Genomic DNA, 17179 nt, shown 5'->3' on the forward strand with positions numbered 1-17179 from the left:
TCTCCTTTCAGGGCAGCAGGATCTGCTGGTGTTCGCGGTAGCCGTCACGACTGAGCCGGTAATCCACGCGCAGCCGCGCGCCGGGCACCGGCTCGAATGGCAACGCCAGCGCAGCGCCGGGGTAGACACTGCGTTCGATGTCATGGGTGGTGCAGGCCGCCGCAACGCAGTACTCGACCCGGCGGATGCCCAGGCGGAGCGTGCCGTGGTTGTGCAGCCGCCCTCCGGCCACCTGCATCGCGACCCGTCCGTCGGCCGGCAATACGTTGACCAGCACGCCCCACACCAGGCTGACGCCAAGGGTGGCAGCGGGCGTCTGCAAGGGATCGGACCGGGCATCCGGGTCGTCCGCGCGCACCCCTTCGAAGTACACCCGGAACGCGGTCTTCTCCTGCACGGGCGCCAGGGCGATCACGCGCACCAACCGGCTGCCGCCGCCGGCAAGCGCGAACATGCCCGGTGTCACGGCGATCGCCGCGGCGTCACCGGGCGGCTCATCCATCTCCTGCTCGTCCTCGGTGGCGGGCGCGACCACGCGCTTGACCGTGGCCCTGACGTACTGGGTGCGCGGCGACTGCGCCTGCACGCGGATCCTGGTGGTGCCGCCGGTGTCGACGTGGACGCGCATGGGGTGCACGTCCAGGTTGGCCGACACCGGCAGGGCAGGAAGCAGCAACAGCAACGGGAAAAGGCGATGCAGGCGCATGTAGGTCTCGATCGGAGTCAGGGGCGGCGGGTGGGAAGGTGCATCTCCAGGGTGAGATCACCCTGGTAGCGTCCGTCGCGCTTTTCGGCGGCCGACACCCGGGGCGTGATGAAGGTGAGTGGGGTCGGCACACAGTGCACGGCCTGGTCCATGCCAGGCAGCAGGACCGGCCGCAGCCCGCCGCTGTCGATGCCGGTCAGCACCGTGTGCGCATCGCGGCGCAGCTCGATCGTGCCACCCGCGTGCACCAGCTGCAGGCGGTAATCGACGCGGTCGTGCGGCGCGCGGCCGCCCGCGTGGTGCCAGACCGAAAAGGCATCGGACGACCGCCCGGGCACGTCCGGACCGCGGTCGCGTGCGACCAGCACCAGTTGGCTGCTGTGGGAGCCAAGGCCGTCGTACAGGCACATGTCCAGCACCGCCTGGCCGCCGATGCTGGCCGGTGGCGGCACGGCCTGCAGCTGCAACTGCAGGTCCATCAGCCCGACCGGGCCGTCCTGTTCCGGCAGATGGATGGCCGCGCGGTCCGGATCGGTGACGGTGACCTCAAGCACGAACACGTGCCTGCCCAGGACGGCCGCGCCCACGCCGCCGCGCACGTCCAGGTGCAGCTCGGCACGCCAGCGCCCGGCCACCAGCGCGCCGATGTCCGTCGCCCCCACCTGCAGCGTCACCGCCGTGCCGGCCGGGGCGACGTGGCACTCCCGGGTCGCCGAGGTCCACAGCGGGTATTGCGATTTGTCCCAGTAATCGTCGCTGCAGCTGCGCTCCCACTCGACCCGCTCCAGCCATCCGCTCACGCCTACCTCGCGACGCTGGCCGCTGCGTGGTTCGTGGAACTCCAGCAGGATCGGCTGGCGCCCGATCGGGCCTTCCCCGGTGTCGCTGCGCGGGCAGCGCCCGCGTGCCGGCACATCGGTGCAGGTGACATGCAGGCGACCATGGCCATGCTCCACCTCGTCGAACCCCAGCACGGTGCGCGGTGCCCACAACTGCAGCGGCTGCGGCGCGGCACGGTCGAAGGTGTGGCTCAGTGTGGTCACGGTGGTGCCAGCGGCGGGCGTGGTGAGCGGCGGGCGCTGCGCCGCTGCAGGCTGCGCGACCCACAGTGCCGGTATCAGCAGGACGCTGCAGGCGCGCATCAGGGTCCGCCCCATGGCACCCCCTGCGCCATCGGCGCCGTGTCGTCCAGCAGTTGTCGTACCCGCGGCTGGCGGGCGATGCTGCTGGGCAACGCGCCGCGCGCCATAGGCGCGCAGGCCACCCGCCCCACCAGCAGCACCACGCTGCGCTGCTCACGCACCTGCAATGGACAGTGCAGCAGGCGGCCGGCCTGCAACAGGTACAGGGCGGGTTCGCGCTGCGCGAATTCGGTGATGAACCCGCCGTCGGCTCCCAGCCGGGGAACCGCGGCATTGAGGATGCGCGCGCCGGCCAGGGCAGTACCGGCGTCGTCCACGGCGTTGCCGATATAGGTGAAGGTGGCTTCCACCCCCACCGGCAACGTGATCACCCTGCCAGGCAACAGGAAGGGCTGCTGCGCAGGCCCGGGATGGGCCACTCGCATGCTTGCCTCGTGGGCCTGCGCTGACACGTCCTGCACCTCCACCCGATGGCGCTGATACCCGCTCAGCGGCAACAGCCGGCGCTGTCCAACGCGCAGCACCTGGCGACGGCTGGCCCCGGCCTGCACCTCGGCGGCCGCGCCCTCGAACCCGCCGGCATCGGCGTACTCGACGCTGACGGCCACGCCCGCATCGGCCCCCGGCGCCCCGCCCCAGAACACGCCGCGCGGCGATACTGCCAGCGCCGATCCATGACTGAGGCTGTAGCCGGTGTCGCGGGCATGCGCCTGCCGGTGGTGCGACAGCACGGCACTGGTCTGGCCAAGCGGCGCGTAGGTGCGCAGTGCCAGCAGCGCATCGACAGCATCGGCGTCCTGCACGCTGATTTCGGTGGCCATCTCGCGCGCGCCGGCATCCTGTTCCTTGCGCCAGGAGTGCGCCAGCAGCATGCGCTGTCCGGCATCACCGGACTGCGTGCGCCGTGCTTCCGCGCCGATGCGGCGCAGTGTGCTGGCGCCTGCCGCACGCTGCAGCTGCGAAAAGGTGACGGAGAACTGCAGCCCCTGGTCGGACACGCTCCCGGTCTGCCGCCATGCACCCAGGCGGGTACCGATGCTCACGCTGCGCCACTGCCGCGTAAGGCCATAGCTGGCCTGCAGGCTGCGGGCGCTGCCGTCCGGCCCGCGGCCGGGTGCCAGCGCGCGGCGGCGGGTGTGCCCCAGATGGAGACTGCCGCCGGTCAGCGGGATGGTCAGCGATGCCCCCAGGGCGTCGGCGCAGTCCGATGCACTGTCGGCCGATCGGGGGTGGGCGCGGCAGCGGGCGCCGCGCAGGCGCTGCCGGTACAGGTTCCAGGAAACGGTATTGCGCACGCTGAGCTGTTGCTGGCTGCCACGCCGGCCGTCGCTGCCGATGATCGCGCCCATTTCGGCGTACAGGTCATGCCCGCCGAGGCGATGGCGGAGGCCGGTGCGCACTTCGGCATGGCTGGCATGGCCAAGGCGTGACACGCCCAGGCTCATGCCGAATTGGTCGGCCAGCGGCAGGCGCAGGCCGGCCTGCAGCACGCTGTCGCCGGAGGCCGGGCGGAGGTCGCGCGCGCGGCTGCGCCCGCCCTGCACGAACCACTGCAGGCCCGGTTCACCCCATTCCCGGGTGCGGGAGAACGGCAGTGTCTCGCTGCGCAGCAGGCGCCCGTCTTCGTGGATGCGCAGGGTCACGTCGTAGCTGCCGGGCGGAAACTGGCGGGTATCCAGGTCGGTGACGCCGGCGGGCAGGTAGAAGGTCTGCAGCAATCGCTCGCCGTCGTAGGCATCCACGCGCGCCTGTCGCGCAAGCAATACGGTCAGGGGCGCGGCGCCGACGTCGGCGCTGGCATCCCTGTAGGCCTGGGTGGTACCGGCGCGGACGCCATCGAAGCGGTCGAGCGGCAACAAGCCGAAGCCGAATTGCCCCCCCTGAGTGCTGGCAAGGTTGCGCCGGTCCATCCTTCCGGCCTGCAGGTAGTGGCGCCGGGCCAGGTCATGCCGGTAGTACAGATCGTCGAACTGGAAGCGCGTACGCGCGCGCTGGCCGGGCCAGGCGTGGCGTGCGTAGTTCCAGTTGCCGCCGACATGCCCGCTGCGCAGCACGCCCAGCGTGGCACTGCCGTGCGCGTTGAGGGCGTACTGGCCGCCATTGCCGCTGAGCGCAAGCGTCTGCTGGTGCAGCAATGCGTTTTCGGCCTGCTCGCTGGGCTCGTGCAGCCCGGCGCTGCCGGGCAACGCGCGCGGCAGCCAGCGTAATGCGGGAAACAGCAACAACGCACTGTCGCCTTCGTCAAAGATGGCATGCACGTGGGAAGGATCCTCGGGCGGGGGGCGCCAGCCGCAGCCTGGCTGCGGCTGGCCGTGGACGCAGGCCATGTGGCTGTTGCGTGGCAGCGGCAGCGACAGCGCGGGCAGCAGCGCCTGCTGCGCGGGCGCGGCCACACCCAGCGCGGCCAACACCTGCGCGGGTTGTTCCAGCTGCACGTGGTCCAGCGTCACCCAGGCCGGCCAGAGGCCGGCAGAACGCCCGAACGCGCGTACTTCCACGCGCTCGCGCTGGCCACTGACAAGATCTTCGAATCCTGCCGGCACCGGGCCCGCCTGGACGGCCACGCAGGCCAGCACCAGGGCGAGCGCCACCGCCAGCCGGACCACGGCGGGAGCAGGAATGCGCATGGCAGGACTGCAGGCATGCCGGCCCCGGAGGACCGACTCCCGCGCAGGGGCTTAAAGGCTGCTGGCCTTCTGCACCAGCACCAGGCTGACCGGACCGTCGTAAAGGCCGGCGGCGGCAATGGGGCCCGGCGTGGACTGGGCAACGGTCAGCGGCATTTCGATGGAAGCACCGGGGATGGCACCGTAGAACAGCTGTTGCGCGGTGAACGCAACCGGCGCCAGGCCCAGCTCGCGTCCATTGAGAGTGACCGAGAGAGGTATGTCGACCGCGCCGGCGGCGGTGACCTTGGGCATCAACACGGCCGGTTCGGCCAGGCGAACGTCGACGTCCAGGCTGGTGTCATTCGAGAACACGCGCACGCGTTCGCTCCAGCTGCTCAGTCCCTGCCCGGCGCGGTAGGGCATTTCCACCTCGGCGGGAAGCGCGCTGCCATCGGCCCGGAGCAGCGACAGGGTCGGGTCGACGTTCGCCCAGACGGTGATGTGCGCTTCAACGGCGTGGGCAGACAGTGCGGCGGTAAAGATCGCCAGGCCCAACGCGGCCTGCTTCAGGGTGCGGTACATGTGGTTCTCTCCCATGATTGAAAAACGCCTCGGTCGAGGCGATCACCCACCCTGCGATGTGCAGTGCCGGCGACACGATCACGTTAGTTCTGTGCGCGATGTCGCCCCACGCAACCATTCTTAAACCCATTGCGCACGCGCATGTTCTGCGACAGCGCACGCGAACCGGACGCAACGCAAGCATTCCGACGCGCGCGCATGCGCATGTTGCGGGTTGCTGGCTTTATGCTCGCCGCGGCACGGCTTGGTGTTGGCATTGGCTGAAAGCGAAAGGCTTAAAGCCAGAGCCAGAGCCGTCGTTTGCAGGATGCTGCTTGAAGGCTCTTGCATGAAGGCTTTTGAAACAAAAAAAACGCCCCCTTGCGGAGGCGTCTTTTCATGTACCACGGCAGCTGATCAGCCCTGGTAGTCACGCACGTCGTGGCCGGTGTAGACCTGACGCGGGCGGCCGATCTTCATTTCCGGATCGACCTGCTGTTCGAGCCAGTGCGCGACCCAGCCGGAGGTGCGGCCCAGGGCGAACATGACGGTGAACATCTCGGTCGGGATCTGCAGCGCCTTGTAGATGATGCCGCTGTAGAAATCGACGTTCGGGTACAGCTTGCGGGCAACGAAGTAGTCGTCCTGCAACGCAGCCTGTTCCAGCTTCACGGCCACGTCCAGAAGCGGGTCCTGCACGCCCAGCTGCTGCAGCACCTTGCTGGTCATCTCGCCGATGACCTTGGCGCGCGGGTCGAAGTTCTTGTACACGCGGTGGCCGAAGCCCATCAGGCGGAAGCCCGAGGTCTTGTCCTTGGCCTTGAGCACGGCCGATTCAACGTTGTCGGCCGAACCGATTTCTTCCAGCATCTTCAGCACGGCCTCGTTGGCGCCGCCGTGGGCCGGACCCCACAGCGCGGTGACGCCAGCGGCAACCGATGCATACGGGTTGGCACCGGTCGAACCGACCAGGCGCACGGTCGAGGTGGAGGCGTTCTGCTCGTGGTCGGCATGCAGGATGAAGAGCAGGTCCAGCGCCTTGACCACATCCGGGTTCAGCTCGTACTGGCCATCGGCCGATTCGAAGGTCTGCTTCAGGAAGCGGCTGACGTAATCCAGCGAGGTGTCCGGCGTATTGGCCGGCAGGCCCTTGCCGTGGCGGTAGATCAGCGCCGACAGGGTCGGCACCTTGGCGATCAGGCGCACGGCCGACTGGCGGCGCTGTTCGGCGTCGGACAGGTCCAGCGAGGCGTGGTACTTCGCCGACAGCTGCGCGATGGCAGCGGCCAGGATGGCCATCGGGTGGGCATCCTTGTCGAAGCTGGCGATCAGGGCATTGATCGAGGCATCGACGTTGGCTTCGGCTGCCAGCTCATCGGTGAAGGCCTTCAGCTGCTCGGCGCTCGGACGCTCGCCATGGATCAGCAGGTAAGCCACTTCGACGTAGCTGGATTTTTCCGACAGCTGCTCGATCGGGTAGCCGCGGTACAGCAGCACGCCCTTGTCACCGTCGATGAAGGTGATGGCGGACTTGCAGCTGGCGGTGGCGGTGAAGCCGGAGTCGTAGGTGAAGAGACCGGTTTCCTTGGTCAGCTTCGAAATATCGACGCAATCGTTGCCGAGCGTGGGTTTGATGACAGGCAGAACAACCGGCTTGTCGCCGGCGTTGAGCGTGACCTGATCAAGATCGGACACTGTGTGCGCTCCTCAGGGGAAGGCGCCCACCCAAGCGCGTGGGGCGGGCACGTGAATGAAGTCCACAACCTGTGCTGTGGATCACGTCATTATCGCACAGCAACATTTGCCACGCCCTAGGACGGAAGTCGTAGACGAAGCGGGCCGTGGCCCTGTCCGCGCAAGCCTGGCAGCGCTGCGACCGTGGCCGGGGTGGACACTGCGTTCCGTCGAGCCACGCAATTTCTGAACCGCCGTTCATCCGCCAGCAGGGTTTATCGCGCGCACAAAAAAACAACGGCCGCCAGGGCGACCGTTGTTTTCGGACAGCAGCGTCGAGCGCTTATTCGGCAGCAGCAGCCGCGGCCGGCTTGCCGAAACGCTTCTGGAACTTGTCGATACGGCCGCTGGTGTCGATCACCTTGTGCTTGCCCGTATAGAACGGGTGCGAAGCAGAGGAGATTTCGATCTTGACGAGCGGGTACTCGTTGCCGTCTTCCCACTTCACGGTTTCTTTCGTCGCCATGGTGGAACGGGTCAGGATCTTGAAATCGGAGGTGACGTCCTGGAAAACGACGTCACGGTAGTTCGGATGGATATCGTCCTTCATGGGGCACACACCGTAAATAAGGTCAGGGAAACGCAAGAGCGGCATTATAGCCGAGGCCTTCCCCTAGGGCAAGCCAAGGCCATGTTCCGCGTGAAGATACCGCCGCTGCGGCCTCAGGCAACGCCGAGCGCACGCCGGACCTGGGCTTCAAAACGCCCTTGGTCGTAGGCCATCAGCAGCTGGGTGTTGTCCGGCTGCCCGGTCTGGCGGTTCCAGTCGACAATCGTAGCACCCCGGGTGTGGGTGCCGGTCAGTTCGACGTTCAGCGGACGCGATTCGACCCGCAGCGCGCCTTCGGGCTGCAGCGCCCAGGCCATCGCCAGGGCATCGGCAGCAAACCAGCGCTCCCCGCGGCTGTCTTCGGACCACAGGCGGGTCTGCCGCGAAATCAGCTCGTAGAATCGCGCCTTGTCGCTGTCGAAGGCCAGCCACTGCTCGACATCCTTGTGCAGCAGGCCGTGGGCGACGGTGGCTTCCCAGTCGGCCACTTCGATGTGCGGGAAGCCGGTGAACACCACGTGCGCCGCTTCCGGATCGAAGGCGATGTTGAACTCGGCAGCCGGGGTGATGTTGCCGTGGCAGGTCACCGCCCCGCCCATGACCAGGAAGCGCTTTACGCGTTGGGGCAGGGTCGGGTCCAGCTTCAGTGCCAGGGCCAGGTTGGTCAGCGGACCCAGGGCGACCAGGAACAGCTCACCGGCGTACTGGTGGGACAGGCGCAGGATGGCCAGCGCGGCGTGTTCGGCTTCGGCCTGGCGCCTGGCGGCCGGCAGGTTGACGTCGCCGAAGCCATCGGCGCCGTGCACGTGAGCAGCATCCACCGAGGGGTGCAGCAGCGGATCGGCGGTGCCGGCGAACACCGGAACGTCCTCCCGCCCGGCCACTTCGCACAGTTTCAGGGCATTGCGGACCGTGTGGTCCAGGCCGACATTGCCGGCGGCAATGGTGAGGCCGACCACGTCGTGGCGTTCGTCGGCAAAGGCCATCAACAGGGCCAGGGCGTCATCGACACCCGGATCGGTGTCGATCAACAGCGGAATCTTCTTGGTCATGCGTGCCGTCTTCATCTAGCGGCAACGGAATGTCTCACCCGGAGGTTACAAATACAAGGCCGGTACCGATGCGGTAACGACCATTGGTCGTTACGCGCCGGCGTATCGCACCGCCGATCCAATCCACCGCTCGACGACGCGGTCCGCCACCGCCGGGGCCTCGGCCAGCAGACGGTCTGCGAGCGCATGCACGTCCGGCAGCAGGTCCGCGTCGCGGGCCAGGTCGGCCATGCGGAAGCCGGCCAGGCCGGTCTGGCGGGTGCCCAGCAGCTCGCCGGGGCCGCGCAGCTCGAGGTCCTTCTCGGCGATCACGAAGCCATCGTTGGTCTGCCGCATGGTTTCCAGGCGTTCGCGCGCCATCGCCGACAGCCGCGCCTGGTAGAGCAGCACGCAGCGCGATACAGCCGAACCACGCCCGACCCGGCCGCGCAGCTGGTGCAGCTGGGCCAGGCCGAGCCGCTCGGCGTTCTCGATCACCATCAGTGAGGCATTGGGCACGTCCACACCCACTTCGATCACGGTGGTGGCCACAAGCAGATCGATCTGTCCGGCCTTGAAAGCGACCATGGTGGCCAGCTTCTCGCTCGCCTTCAGTCGGCCGTGTACCAGCCCCACCCGCACGCCCGGCAACAACGCCTGCAGCGATTCGAAGGTGGCCTGTGCCGGGGTGGCATCCAGCTCGTCGTTCTCTTCGATCAGGGTGCACACCCAGTAGACCTGGCGGCCCTCGCGGCAGGCCAGGGCGATGCGCTCGATCAGTTCCGGGCGGCGATCATTGTTCAGTGCCACGGTCTGCACGGGTGTGCGCCCGGGCGGCAGTTCGTCGATCGCCGACACGTCCAGGTCGGCATACTCGGACATCGCCAGCGTGCGCGGAATCGGCGTGGCGGTCATCACCAGCTGGTGCGGTACGCTGCGCCCGCCCGGTCCTTTGTCGCGCAGGGCCAACCGCTGGTGCACGCCGAAGCGGTGCTGCTCATCGACGATGGCCAGCGCCAGATCATTGAACACCACCGCCTCCTGCATCAGCGCATGGGTACCCACGACTACCTGGGCCTGCCCATTGGCCACCTGCTCCAGCACCTTTGCACGCGCCCTGCCGGTAACCTTGCCCGCCAACCAGGCCACCTGCACGCCGAGCGGTTCCAGCCAGCCGCGCAGATTGGTGAGGTGCTGTTCGGCCAGCAGTTCGGTCGGGGCAGCCAGCGCCACCTGCTTGCCCTGCTCCACCGCCAGCATGGCCGCCAGTGCGGCCACCACGGTCTTGCCCGAGCCGACGTCGCCCTGCACCAGCCGCAGCATCGGGCGCGGCTGGGCCAGGTCCTCGCGGATCTGGGTGAACACCCGTTTCTGTGCGCCGGTCAAGGCGAACGGCAGCTGTTTCAGCAGGGCCTTGGCGAGTTTTCCGGGACCGGCGAGCGGCGGTGCGTGGTGTGCCTGCAGGGCAATGCGCTGGCGGCGCAGGCTCAGGTGGTGGGCCAGCAGTTCTTCCAGTGCCAGCCGGCGCTGCGCGGGATGGGTGCCTGCGGCCAGTGCGGCCAGATTGGCGTCCGGTGGCGGGCGGTGCACGGTCAGCAGCGCACTGCGCAACGAGGGCAGCGCCAGCCCATCGAGCCAGCCCGACGGCAGCAGTTCCAGGGCGGATTCTTCCGGCAGACGGTCGAGCGCCTGGCCGATCAAGCGGCGCAGCGTGGCCGGGCCGATGCCTTCCACAGCGGGATACACCGGATCCAGGCTGTCGCCCAGCGCAGGGTCATCGGTACGGCCGAGCACCTGGTAACTGGGGTGGACCATTTCCAGCCCCAACTGACCCGGCTTGGGCGTGCCGAAGCAGCGAAGACGGGTGCCCACTGCAAACTGGGCCACCTGCTGCTGGCGGAAGTGGAAGAAGCGCAGCACCAGGGTGCCCTGCCCTTCGTCCTCCACCGCCACTTTCAAGGTGGGGCGGAAGCGCATGCCGCGGTCGACCGCGATGACGCGGACGTCGACCTGTGCGGGCACGCCGTTGCGCAGGTCCTGGATGCGGGTCAGCGCGGTGCGGTCTTCATACCGCAGCGGCAGGTGCAGCCACAGGTCCTGCAGCGAGGCCAGGCCGCGGGCTGCCAGTTTGGCGGCCACGGCCGGCCCCACGCCAGCGAGCACGCCCAGCGAAGCTTCGCCGGACGGCGCCAGCGCCGGAGTGACCGCCGGTCTGCGTGCCACGTGACGGTCAGTCGATGACCATCACCGCATCAACCTCGAAGTTGGCGCCCTTGGGCAGGCCGGACACTTCGATGGTGGAGCGGGCCGGGAACGGCGCCTGGAAGTAGTCCTGCATGACCGCGTTGACCTTGGCGAATTCGGCCAGGTCGGTCAGGTACAGGCCCAGGCGGACCACCTTGTCCAGCGAGCCGCCGGCCGCTTCGGCCACGGCCTTGAGGTTGTCGAAGGCGCGTCGCGCCTGGGCTTCGACATCACCGGCGCCGACGATGTCGCCGGTGGCCGGATCCAGCGGAATCTGGCCCGAGAAGTACACGGTGTTGCCGGCACGCACGGCCTGCGAATACGGACCGATCGCGGCCGGTGCGTTTTCGGTGTTGATGATCTGGCGGGACATGGAGTGCCTCGTTATGTCGAACAATGGTGGGGCCATTGTATCGGTTTCGATCATTGCCGCGCTTTGCGCGGCCCGCCACGCAGGGCGTGGCTCCACGTGTCCGGCGTTATTGCCTGCGTACAGACTGGACGACCGACAAACGCCGCAGCCGGCGCATCACTTCAGCCAGGTGGTTGCGGTCGCGGACCTGGATGTTGAAGGCGAGTACGGCGGCGTTGAAGTCGCGGTCCAGGTAGTCCACCCGCTCGATGTTGGAGTGGCTCTGGGCGATGGCGGCGGCCAGCTGGGCCAGCACGCCGGTGCCGTTCTCCACTTCCACCACCAGCGCGGTGTCGTAATCGCCGGAGACGGTGGTATCCCAGCCAATCGGCACCCAGCGCTCGGGTGACTTGCGCAGCTCGGCCAGGTTCGGGCAGTCCAGGCGGTGTACCACGATGCCCTTGCCGGCGGTGTGGTAACCCATGATCTCGTCGCCGGGAATCGGCTGGCAGCAATTGGCGAAACTGACCACGCCACGTTCGCTGCCGTTGATCAGGATTTTTTCCTGCGAGCGCCTGGAATGCGCACCGCCGCGCAGCTCGGCATACGCCATCAGCGCCTGCGCGGCCTGGTTCGGCATCCAGTTGCCCAAGGCCACTTCGGCCAGCAGGGCCTCCAGGCGCGGATAGCGGTGTTCGGCCAGGAACGCATCCAGGCGTCCCTTCGGCAGCCGCTCCAGCGAACTGTCCATCGCTTCCAGCGCGCGGTCGAGCATGCGGTGGCCCAGCTGCACGGCATCTTCATGTTCAAGCTGCTTGAGCTGGTGGCGGATCGCGGTGCGCGCCTTGGAGCTGACCACGAATTCGAGCCACTGCGGCTTGGGCGTGGCCGAACGCGCGGTAATGACCTCCACGGTCTGCCCGCTGACCAGTTTTGTGCGCAGCGGCACCAGTTTCTTGTCCACGCGCGAGGCGACCGCCATGTTGCCCACGTCGGTGTGCACCGCGTAGGCGAAGTCCAGCGCGGTGGAGTTGCGCGGCAGGGCCAGGATCTTGCCCTTGGGCGTGAACAGGTAGACCTCGTCCGGGAACAGGTCCACCTTGACGTTGTCGAGGAACTCAAGCGACGAGCCGGCCGCGCGCTGGGAATCGATCAGCTCCACGATCCAGGCATGGGCACGGCTCTGCGCGCTGTTGGGAGTGTCGCCACCGAACTTGTAGGTCCAGTGCGCGGCCACGCCGCGCTCGGCGATCAGGTCCATTTCCTCGGTCCGGATCTGCACTTCGATCGGCGAGCCGTACGGTCCGAACAGCACCGTGTGCAGCGACTGGTAGCCGTTGGCCTTGGGAATGGCGATGAAATCGCGGAAGCGCCCATCCAGCGGCTTGAAGGTGGCATGCACCGAGCCCAGCGCGTGATAACAGTTGGGCACGCTGCGCACGACCAGGCGGAAGCCGAACACGTCCATGACCTGGTCGAAGGATTTGTTCTCGTCGCGCATCTTGTTGTAGATGCTCCACGGGGTCTTGATCCGGCTGACCAGGCGGTGTTCCAGCCCTTCCTTGGCCAGCCGCTGCGACAGCTGCACTTCCACCTGTGCCATCGCCTCGCGGCGCACTACCGGCTGGCTGCGGATGTGCTTTTCCAGGATCGCGTGGCGCCAGGGATACAGCGCCTTGAACCCCAGGTTCTGCAGCTCGCTCTTGACCAGGCTCATGCCCAGCCGCTGCGCGATCGGGGCGTAGATCTCCAGGGTTTCGCGGGCGATGCGGCCACGCGCCTCGGTGCTCTGCGCGCCCAGCGTGCGCATGTTGTGCAGGCGGTCGGCCAGCTTGATCATGATCACGCGCAGGTCGCGCGACATTGCCAGCAGCATCTTGCGGAAGCTCTCGGCGGCCGCTTCCTGGCGGTCGCGGAACTTCAGCTTGTCCAGCTTGGTGACCCCGTCGACCAGCTCGGCCACGGCTTCGCCGAACTCGGCGGCCAGCTCTTCGCGGGTCAGCGGGGTATCTTCGATGGTGTCGTGCAGGATCGCGGCAATCAGCGCTTCCACGTCCAGGCCCAGCTCGGCCAGCACCTGCGCCACCGCCACCGGGTGGGTGATGTACGGCTCACCGGATTTACGGGTCTGCCCGGCATGCGCGGACGCCCCTACTTCCCAGGCGCGACGCAGCAGTGGCAACTGCTCGGGCGGCAGGTAATGCGCTGCGCGTTCCAGCTGGAGGACATAGTCGGGTACGGCCGCGCCGGGAGACGCGGCGACCTTGGCAGAGGGGCCTGGGTTCATGGCTGGAAGACTATTCCAGCGACGGGATAACGGCAAACTATTGCGTGCTGCCAACCGTCAAATGCGTCACGACCGACGTCGTGACCGAGCGATGCTTGCGACCCACCCACCGAAAAGCAGACAGCCCGCACATGGCGGGCTGTCTGTGGCAACAACGGATGATCGGGTGCGATCAGTCGTCGTTCTTGGACATGTCTTCGTCGGCGACGACTTCGGCAGCGGCCCATTCCAGCGCTTCACGCTCGGCGCGCTCGCGTTCGGCCTTCTCGACTTCGTCGATCAGGGCGTTGTCGATCTTGCGGGCGGCAATTTCGCGCAGCGCCAGCACGGTCGGCTTGTCTTCGGTTTCGCTGTTGTCCAGGGTGGCCTGGACGCCATTGGCCAGCTGACGGGCGCGCTTGGACGCCATCATGACCAGCTCGAAACGGTTATCGACGACTTCCAGACAATCTTCTACGGTGATGCGGGCCATGCGGGCTCCCGGCAGCCGGCGGGGGCTGCTCATCGAATGAGGGAAAGGGGACGGATTGTACCGGCCGGGCCTGGAAAAAATCAAGCCGACCGGGCACCCACCCCTTGTGAATCAGTCAGTTGCGGTTGCATCCTGGGTCAACAAAGCCTGGATCAGGCCCGCGTGGCGGACCTTCTGGGCCTCCCGGCGCAGACGGCTGGCCGTGAAGATGGCGCACAGCTCGTCCACGGCAGTCTCGAACACCTCGTTGACGATGACGTAGTCGAAGTCGTTGAAGTGCAGCATTTCCTCGCGCGCGGCGGCCAGGCGCTGGGCGATCACCGCCTCGCTGTCCTGCCCGCGTTTGCGCATGCGGTCCTGCAGTGCCTGCTTCGACGGCGGCAGGATGAACACCGTGACCGTGCCGGGTACCAGTTGGCGGACCTGCTGGGCCCCCTGCCAGTCGATCTCCAGCAGCACGTCCTGGCCGGCCGACAGCTGCGGCTCGACTGACTGGCGGGCGGTGCCCTTCCAGTCGCCATGCACCCAGGCATGTTCGAAGAAGTCGCCGGCAGCGATCATCCGCTCGAACTCCGGGGCGCTGACGAAGTGATAGTGCTGGCCGTTCACCTCACCCGGGCGCATGGCACGGGAGGTGAACGAGATCGACAGGGCGATCTGCGGGTCGCGCGCCAGGGTGGCGTTGACGATGCTGCTTTTGCCGGCCCCGGACGGGGCGGCCACGATGTACAGCGTGCCGCGGGCCGGTTCCGGGCTCTGGAGGGGCTGGCTGCTCATTCGATGTTCTGCACCTGTTCGCGGATCTGGTCGATCAGCACCTTCAGCTCGACGGCGGCATTGGAGGTGCGGCTGTCCACCGACTTGGAGCCCAGCGTGTTGGCTTCGCGGTTGAACTCCTGCAGGAGGAAATCAAGGCGGCGGCCAACCGGCTCGCGCTGCCCGAGCACGCGGCGGATTTCCACGATGTGACTGCGCAGGCGGTCCAGTTCCTCGTCCACGTCCAGCTTCTGCAGCCACAGCACCAGTTCCTGCTCGGCGCGGCCAGGATCGACCGGGTGCGGCAGGTCGGCCAGCCGGGCCGAGAGCTTGGCGCGCTGGCCATCGCGGATCAGCGGAATCAGCGTGGTGACCTCGGTGGCGATGCGCTCCACGCCATCGACCCGCTCCTGGATCGCCGTGGCCAGCTTGTCGCCCTCACGCTCGCGCGCGGCAACGAACCCGTCCAGGCTCTCCTCCAACAGGGCCAGGGCCTCGGCCTGCAGCGCGGCAGCGTCGACCGCCTCTCCCTGCATCACGCCCGGCACCTGCAGCAGTTCGGTGAAGCTCACCTGCAGGCTGGGGAAGCCCGGCGCCAGCCGGCTGGCCAGCTCGCCGAGCTGGGCAAGCAGCGCATCGTTGACCACCAATGCCCCGGTGACCTCCGGCGCGCGCAGCCGCATGACCAGATCGATCTTGCCGCGGCTGCAGCGGTTGGCGACACGCTCCCGCAGTTGCGGTTCAAGCGCACGCAGCTCCTCGGGCAGGCGCACGCCCACCTCCAGGAACCGGTGGTTGACCGAGCGCAGCTCACAGGCCAGCGTGCCCCAGGGTGTGGCGCGCTCGCCGCCGGCATAGGCGGTCATGCTTCGAATCATGCGGGTTTCCGGTGCTCTCAAAGTGCAAATGGTACCCTAGCGGTTCCTTTGGAGCCTCCTCGCCTGCCGGTCACCGGTCCGGGCGCGGTCCCGCATCCCTCGTCTTACCGGAAGCCATCCATGTCCGATTCCCGTCCCAGCGGCCGCCAGGCCGACCAGTTGCGCGAAGTGCGCATCGAACGCGCCTTCACCCGCCATGCCGAAGGCTCGGCGCTGGTCAGCTTCGGTGAAACCCGCGTGCTGTGCACCGCCAGCGTGGAGAACCGCGTGCCGGGCTTCCTGCGTGGCAAGGGCGAAGGCTGGGTCACCGCCGAATACGGCATGCTGCCGCGCTCCACCCACACCCGCAACGACCGCGAAGCGGCACGCGGCAAGCAGGGCGGCCGCACCCTGGAGATCCAGCGCCTGATCGGCCGCACCCTGCGCGCCTGTATTGATCGGGGCGCATTGGGCGAACGCACCATCACTCTGGACTGCGACGTGCTGCAGGCCGATGGCGGCACCCGCACCGCCGCCATCACCGGCGCCTACGTGGCGCTGGTGGACGCAGTGAACTTCCTGATCAAGCGCGGCGACATCAAGCGCAACCCGATCTTCGGCGCCGTTGCCGCAGTGTCGGTGGGCATCTACCGCGGTACCCCGGTGCTCGACCTGGATTACGCCGAAGACAGCGACTGCGACACCGACATGAACGTGGTGATGAACGACGGCGGCGGCTTCATCGAGTTGCAGGGCACCGCCGAAGGCCACGCGTTCCGCCGCGAGGAACTGGACGCACTGCTGGCCCTGGCCGAAAAGGGCATCACCGACCTGTTCGCGGCCCAGCAGGCCGCGCTGGCGCAAGCGTGAACCGGCGCCTTGCCCTGGTGACCCTTGTGGTGGCCGATTACGACGAGGCGATCGCCTGGTACACGGGCAAGCTCGGCTTCCAGCTGATCGATGACATCGACCAGGGCAGCAAGCGCTGGGTGGTGGTCGGCCCGACCGACGGCAGCGCAGCCGCGCTGCTGCTGGCCCGCGCCAGCAACGAAGACCAGCAGAGCCGGGTCGGCAACCAGACCGGTGGCCGGGTCGGTTTCTTCCTCAACACCGACGATTTCCACCGCGACCATGCCGACATGACCGCGCGCGGCGTGGAATTCCTTGAAGCCCCGCGCGAAGAGCCCTACGCCACGGTTGCGGTGTTCCGCGACCTGTACGGCAACACGTGGGACCTGCTGGAGCCCAAGCAATGAAACTGGTACTGGCCAGCGGCAACGCCGGCAAGCTGAAGGAACTGCAGGCCATGCTGGCCGGCCTGCCATTGGAGATCGTCGCGCAGGGCGAGCTGGGCGTGAGCGATGTGCCGGAAACCGGCCTGACCTTCGTCGAGAACGCGCTGATCAAGGCCCGCCATGCCAGCGCCAGCACCGGCCTGCCTGCACTGGCAGACGATTCGGGTCTGATCGTGGATGCGCTGGACGGCGCGCCGGGTCTCTACAGCGCGCGCTATGCGGGCAGCCCGACCGACGACGCGGCCAACAACGCCAAGCTGCTGGAAGCAATGCGCGATGTACCGGTCGAGCGGCGCACCGCGCGCTTTTACGCGGTGATCGTGCTGCTGCGCCACGCCAACGACCCGCAGCCGCTGATCTGCGAAGGCAGCTGGGAAGGCGAGATCCTGGATGAGCTGCGCGGCAGCCATGGCTTCGGCTACAACCCGCTGTTCCTGGATACGGTGTTGGGCCAGACCGCTGCGGAAATGGCACCGGACGTAAAGAACGCGATGAGCCACCGCGGCAAGGCGCTGCAGGTGCTGAAGCAGAAATTGTCGGCGTTGACCTGATTCGACTATTGATGATCTCCCGAGGGCCGGCC

16 protein-coding genes are annotated in these 17179 nt (G+C 67.6%); 3 read left to right on the plus strand and 13 right to left on the minus strand.

Annotation, left to right across the window (positions count from 1 at the left end; genetic code table 11):
- Nucleotides 1-7: 7 nt before the first annotated feature.
- From ACGFZ3_RS06050 to ACGFZ3_RS06110, 13 genes are all read right to left on the minus strand, one after another.
- Nucleotides 8-706: a pilus assembly protein gene (locus tag ACGFZ3_RS06050; RefSeq protein ID WP_392917857.1), complete on the minus strand. Its 699-nt coding sequence runs from the start codon at nt 704-706 to the stop codon at nt 8-10.
- A gap of 17 nt (nt 707-723) precedes the next feature.
- A complete protein-coding gene (locus ACGFZ3_RS06055) occupies nt 724-1863 on the minus strand; it encodes a CfaE/CblD family pilus tip adhesin (RefSeq protein WP_392917860.1) in 1140 nt (379 codons plus the stop codon).
- Nucleotides 1848-4475, minus strand: a complete 2628-nt coding sequence (locus tag ACGFZ3_RS06060; RefSeq protein WP_392917863.1) for a CS1-pili formation C-terminal domain-containing protein — start codon at nt 4473-4475, stop codon at nt 1848-1850. Before ACGFZ3_RS06060 ends, ACGFZ3_RS06055 begins: the two co-directional genes overlap by 16 nt.
- Nucleotides 4476-4526: 51 nt before the next feature.
- On the minus strand, nt 4527-5039 hold the full coding sequence (locus tag ACGFZ3_RS06065; RefSeq protein ID WP_392917866.1) for a CS1 type fimbrial major subunit: 513 nt from the start codon (nt 5037-5039) through the stop codon (nt 4527-4529).
- Between the two features lie 396 nt (nt 5040-5435).
- A complete protein-coding gene (locus tag ACGFZ3_RS06070; protein WP_392917869.1) occupies nt 5436-6713 on the minus strand; it encodes a citrate synthase in 1278 nt (425 codons plus the stop codon).
- A 322-nt stretch (nt 6714-7035) separates the two neighbouring features.
- Nucleotides 7036-7302, minus strand: coding sequence for a type B 50S ribosomal protein L31 (locus tag ACGFZ3_RS06075; RefSeq protein ID WP_093533653.1), 267 nt, complete (start codon nt 7300-7302; stop codon nt 7036-7038).
- A 113-nt stretch (nt 7303-7415) separates the two neighbouring features.
- Nucleotides 7416-8354 (minus strand): nucleoside hydrolase, encoded by a 939-nt coding sequence (locus ACGFZ3_RS06080; RefSeq protein ID WP_392917873.1) that lies wholly within the window; start codon nt 8352-8354, stop codon nt 7416-7418.
- 90 nt (nt 8355-8444) lie between these two features.
- Nucleotides 8445-10556: an ATP-dependent DNA helicase RecG gene (gene recG / locus ACGFZ3_RS06085; RefSeq protein ID WP_392917876.1), complete on the minus strand. Its 2112-nt coding sequence runs from the start codon at nt 10554-10556 to the stop codon at nt 8445-8447.
- A 7-nt stretch (nt 10557-10563) separates the two neighbouring features.
- Complete coding sequence (locus tag ACGFZ3_RS06090; RefSeq protein WP_068853882.1) at nt 10564-10950, minus strand: RidA family protein; 387 nt, start codon at nt 10948-10950, stop codon at nt 10564-10566.
- Nucleotides 10951-11056: 106 nt separating this feature from the next.
- Nucleotides 11057-13216 (minus strand): RelA/SpoT family protein, encoded by a 2160-nt coding sequence (locus ACGFZ3_RS06095; protein WP_392917879.1) that lies wholly within the window; start codon nt 13214-13216, stop codon nt 11057-11059.
- Nucleotides 13217-13388: 172 nt separating this feature from the next.
- Nucleotides 13389-13688 (minus strand): DNA-directed RNA polymerase subunit omega, encoded by a 300-nt coding sequence (gene rpoZ / locus ACGFZ3_RS06100; RefSeq protein ID WP_068853884.1) that lies wholly within the window; start codon nt 13686-13688, stop codon nt 13389-13391.
- A 111-nt stretch (nt 13689-13799) separates the two neighbouring features.
- Nucleotides 13800-14465, minus strand: a complete 666-nt coding sequence (gmk, locus tag ACGFZ3_RS06105) for a guanylate kinase (protein ID WP_392917883.1) — start codon at nt 14463-14465, stop codon at nt 13800-13802.
- Nucleotides 14462-15322 carry a YicC/YloC family endoribonuclease gene (locus ACGFZ3_RS06110; protein WP_392917886.1) on the minus strand — a complete coding sequence of 287 codons (861 nt, stop codon included), beginning with the start codon at nt 15320-15322 and terminating at the stop codon, nt 14462-14464. The genes gmk and ACGFZ3_RS06110 overlap by 4 nt, the downstream gene beginning before the upstream one ends.
- A gap of 120 nt (nt 15323-15442) precedes the next feature.
- Here ACGFZ3_RS06110 and rph point away from each other — a divergent pair, with 120 nt between their 5' ends.
- From rph to rdgB, 3 genes are read left to right on the plus strand one after another with little or no spacing between them, the layout of a single operon-like run.
- Nucleotides 15443-16171, plus strand: coding sequence for a ribonuclease PH (gene rph, locus ACGFZ3_RS06115; protein WP_392917889.1), 729 nt, complete (start codon nt 15443-15445; stop codon nt 16169-16171).
- Nucleotides 16168-16557 carry a VOC family protein gene (locus tag ACGFZ3_RS06120; RefSeq protein ID WP_392917891.1) on the plus strand — a complete coding sequence of 130 codons (390 nt, stop codon included), beginning with the start codon at nt 16168-16170 and terminating at the stop codon, nt 16555-16557. Before rph ends, ACGFZ3_RS06120 begins: the two co-directional genes overlap by 4 nt.
- Complete coding sequence (gene rdgB / locus ACGFZ3_RS06125) at nt 16554-17147, plus strand: RdgB/HAM1 family non-canonical purine NTP pyrophosphatase (RefSeq protein ID WP_392917894.1); 594 nt, start codon at nt 16554-16556, stop codon at nt 17145-17147. The genes ACGFZ3_RS06120 and rdgB overlap by 4 nt, the downstream gene beginning before the upstream one ends.
- Nucleotides 17148-17179: the final 32 nt, after the last annotated feature.

This window comes from Stenotrophomonas sp. NPDC047960 (genome assembly GCF_043204395.1).
Lineage (GTDB): Bacteria > Pseudomonadota > Gammaproteobacteria > Xanthomonadales > Xanthomonadaceae > Stenotrophomonas.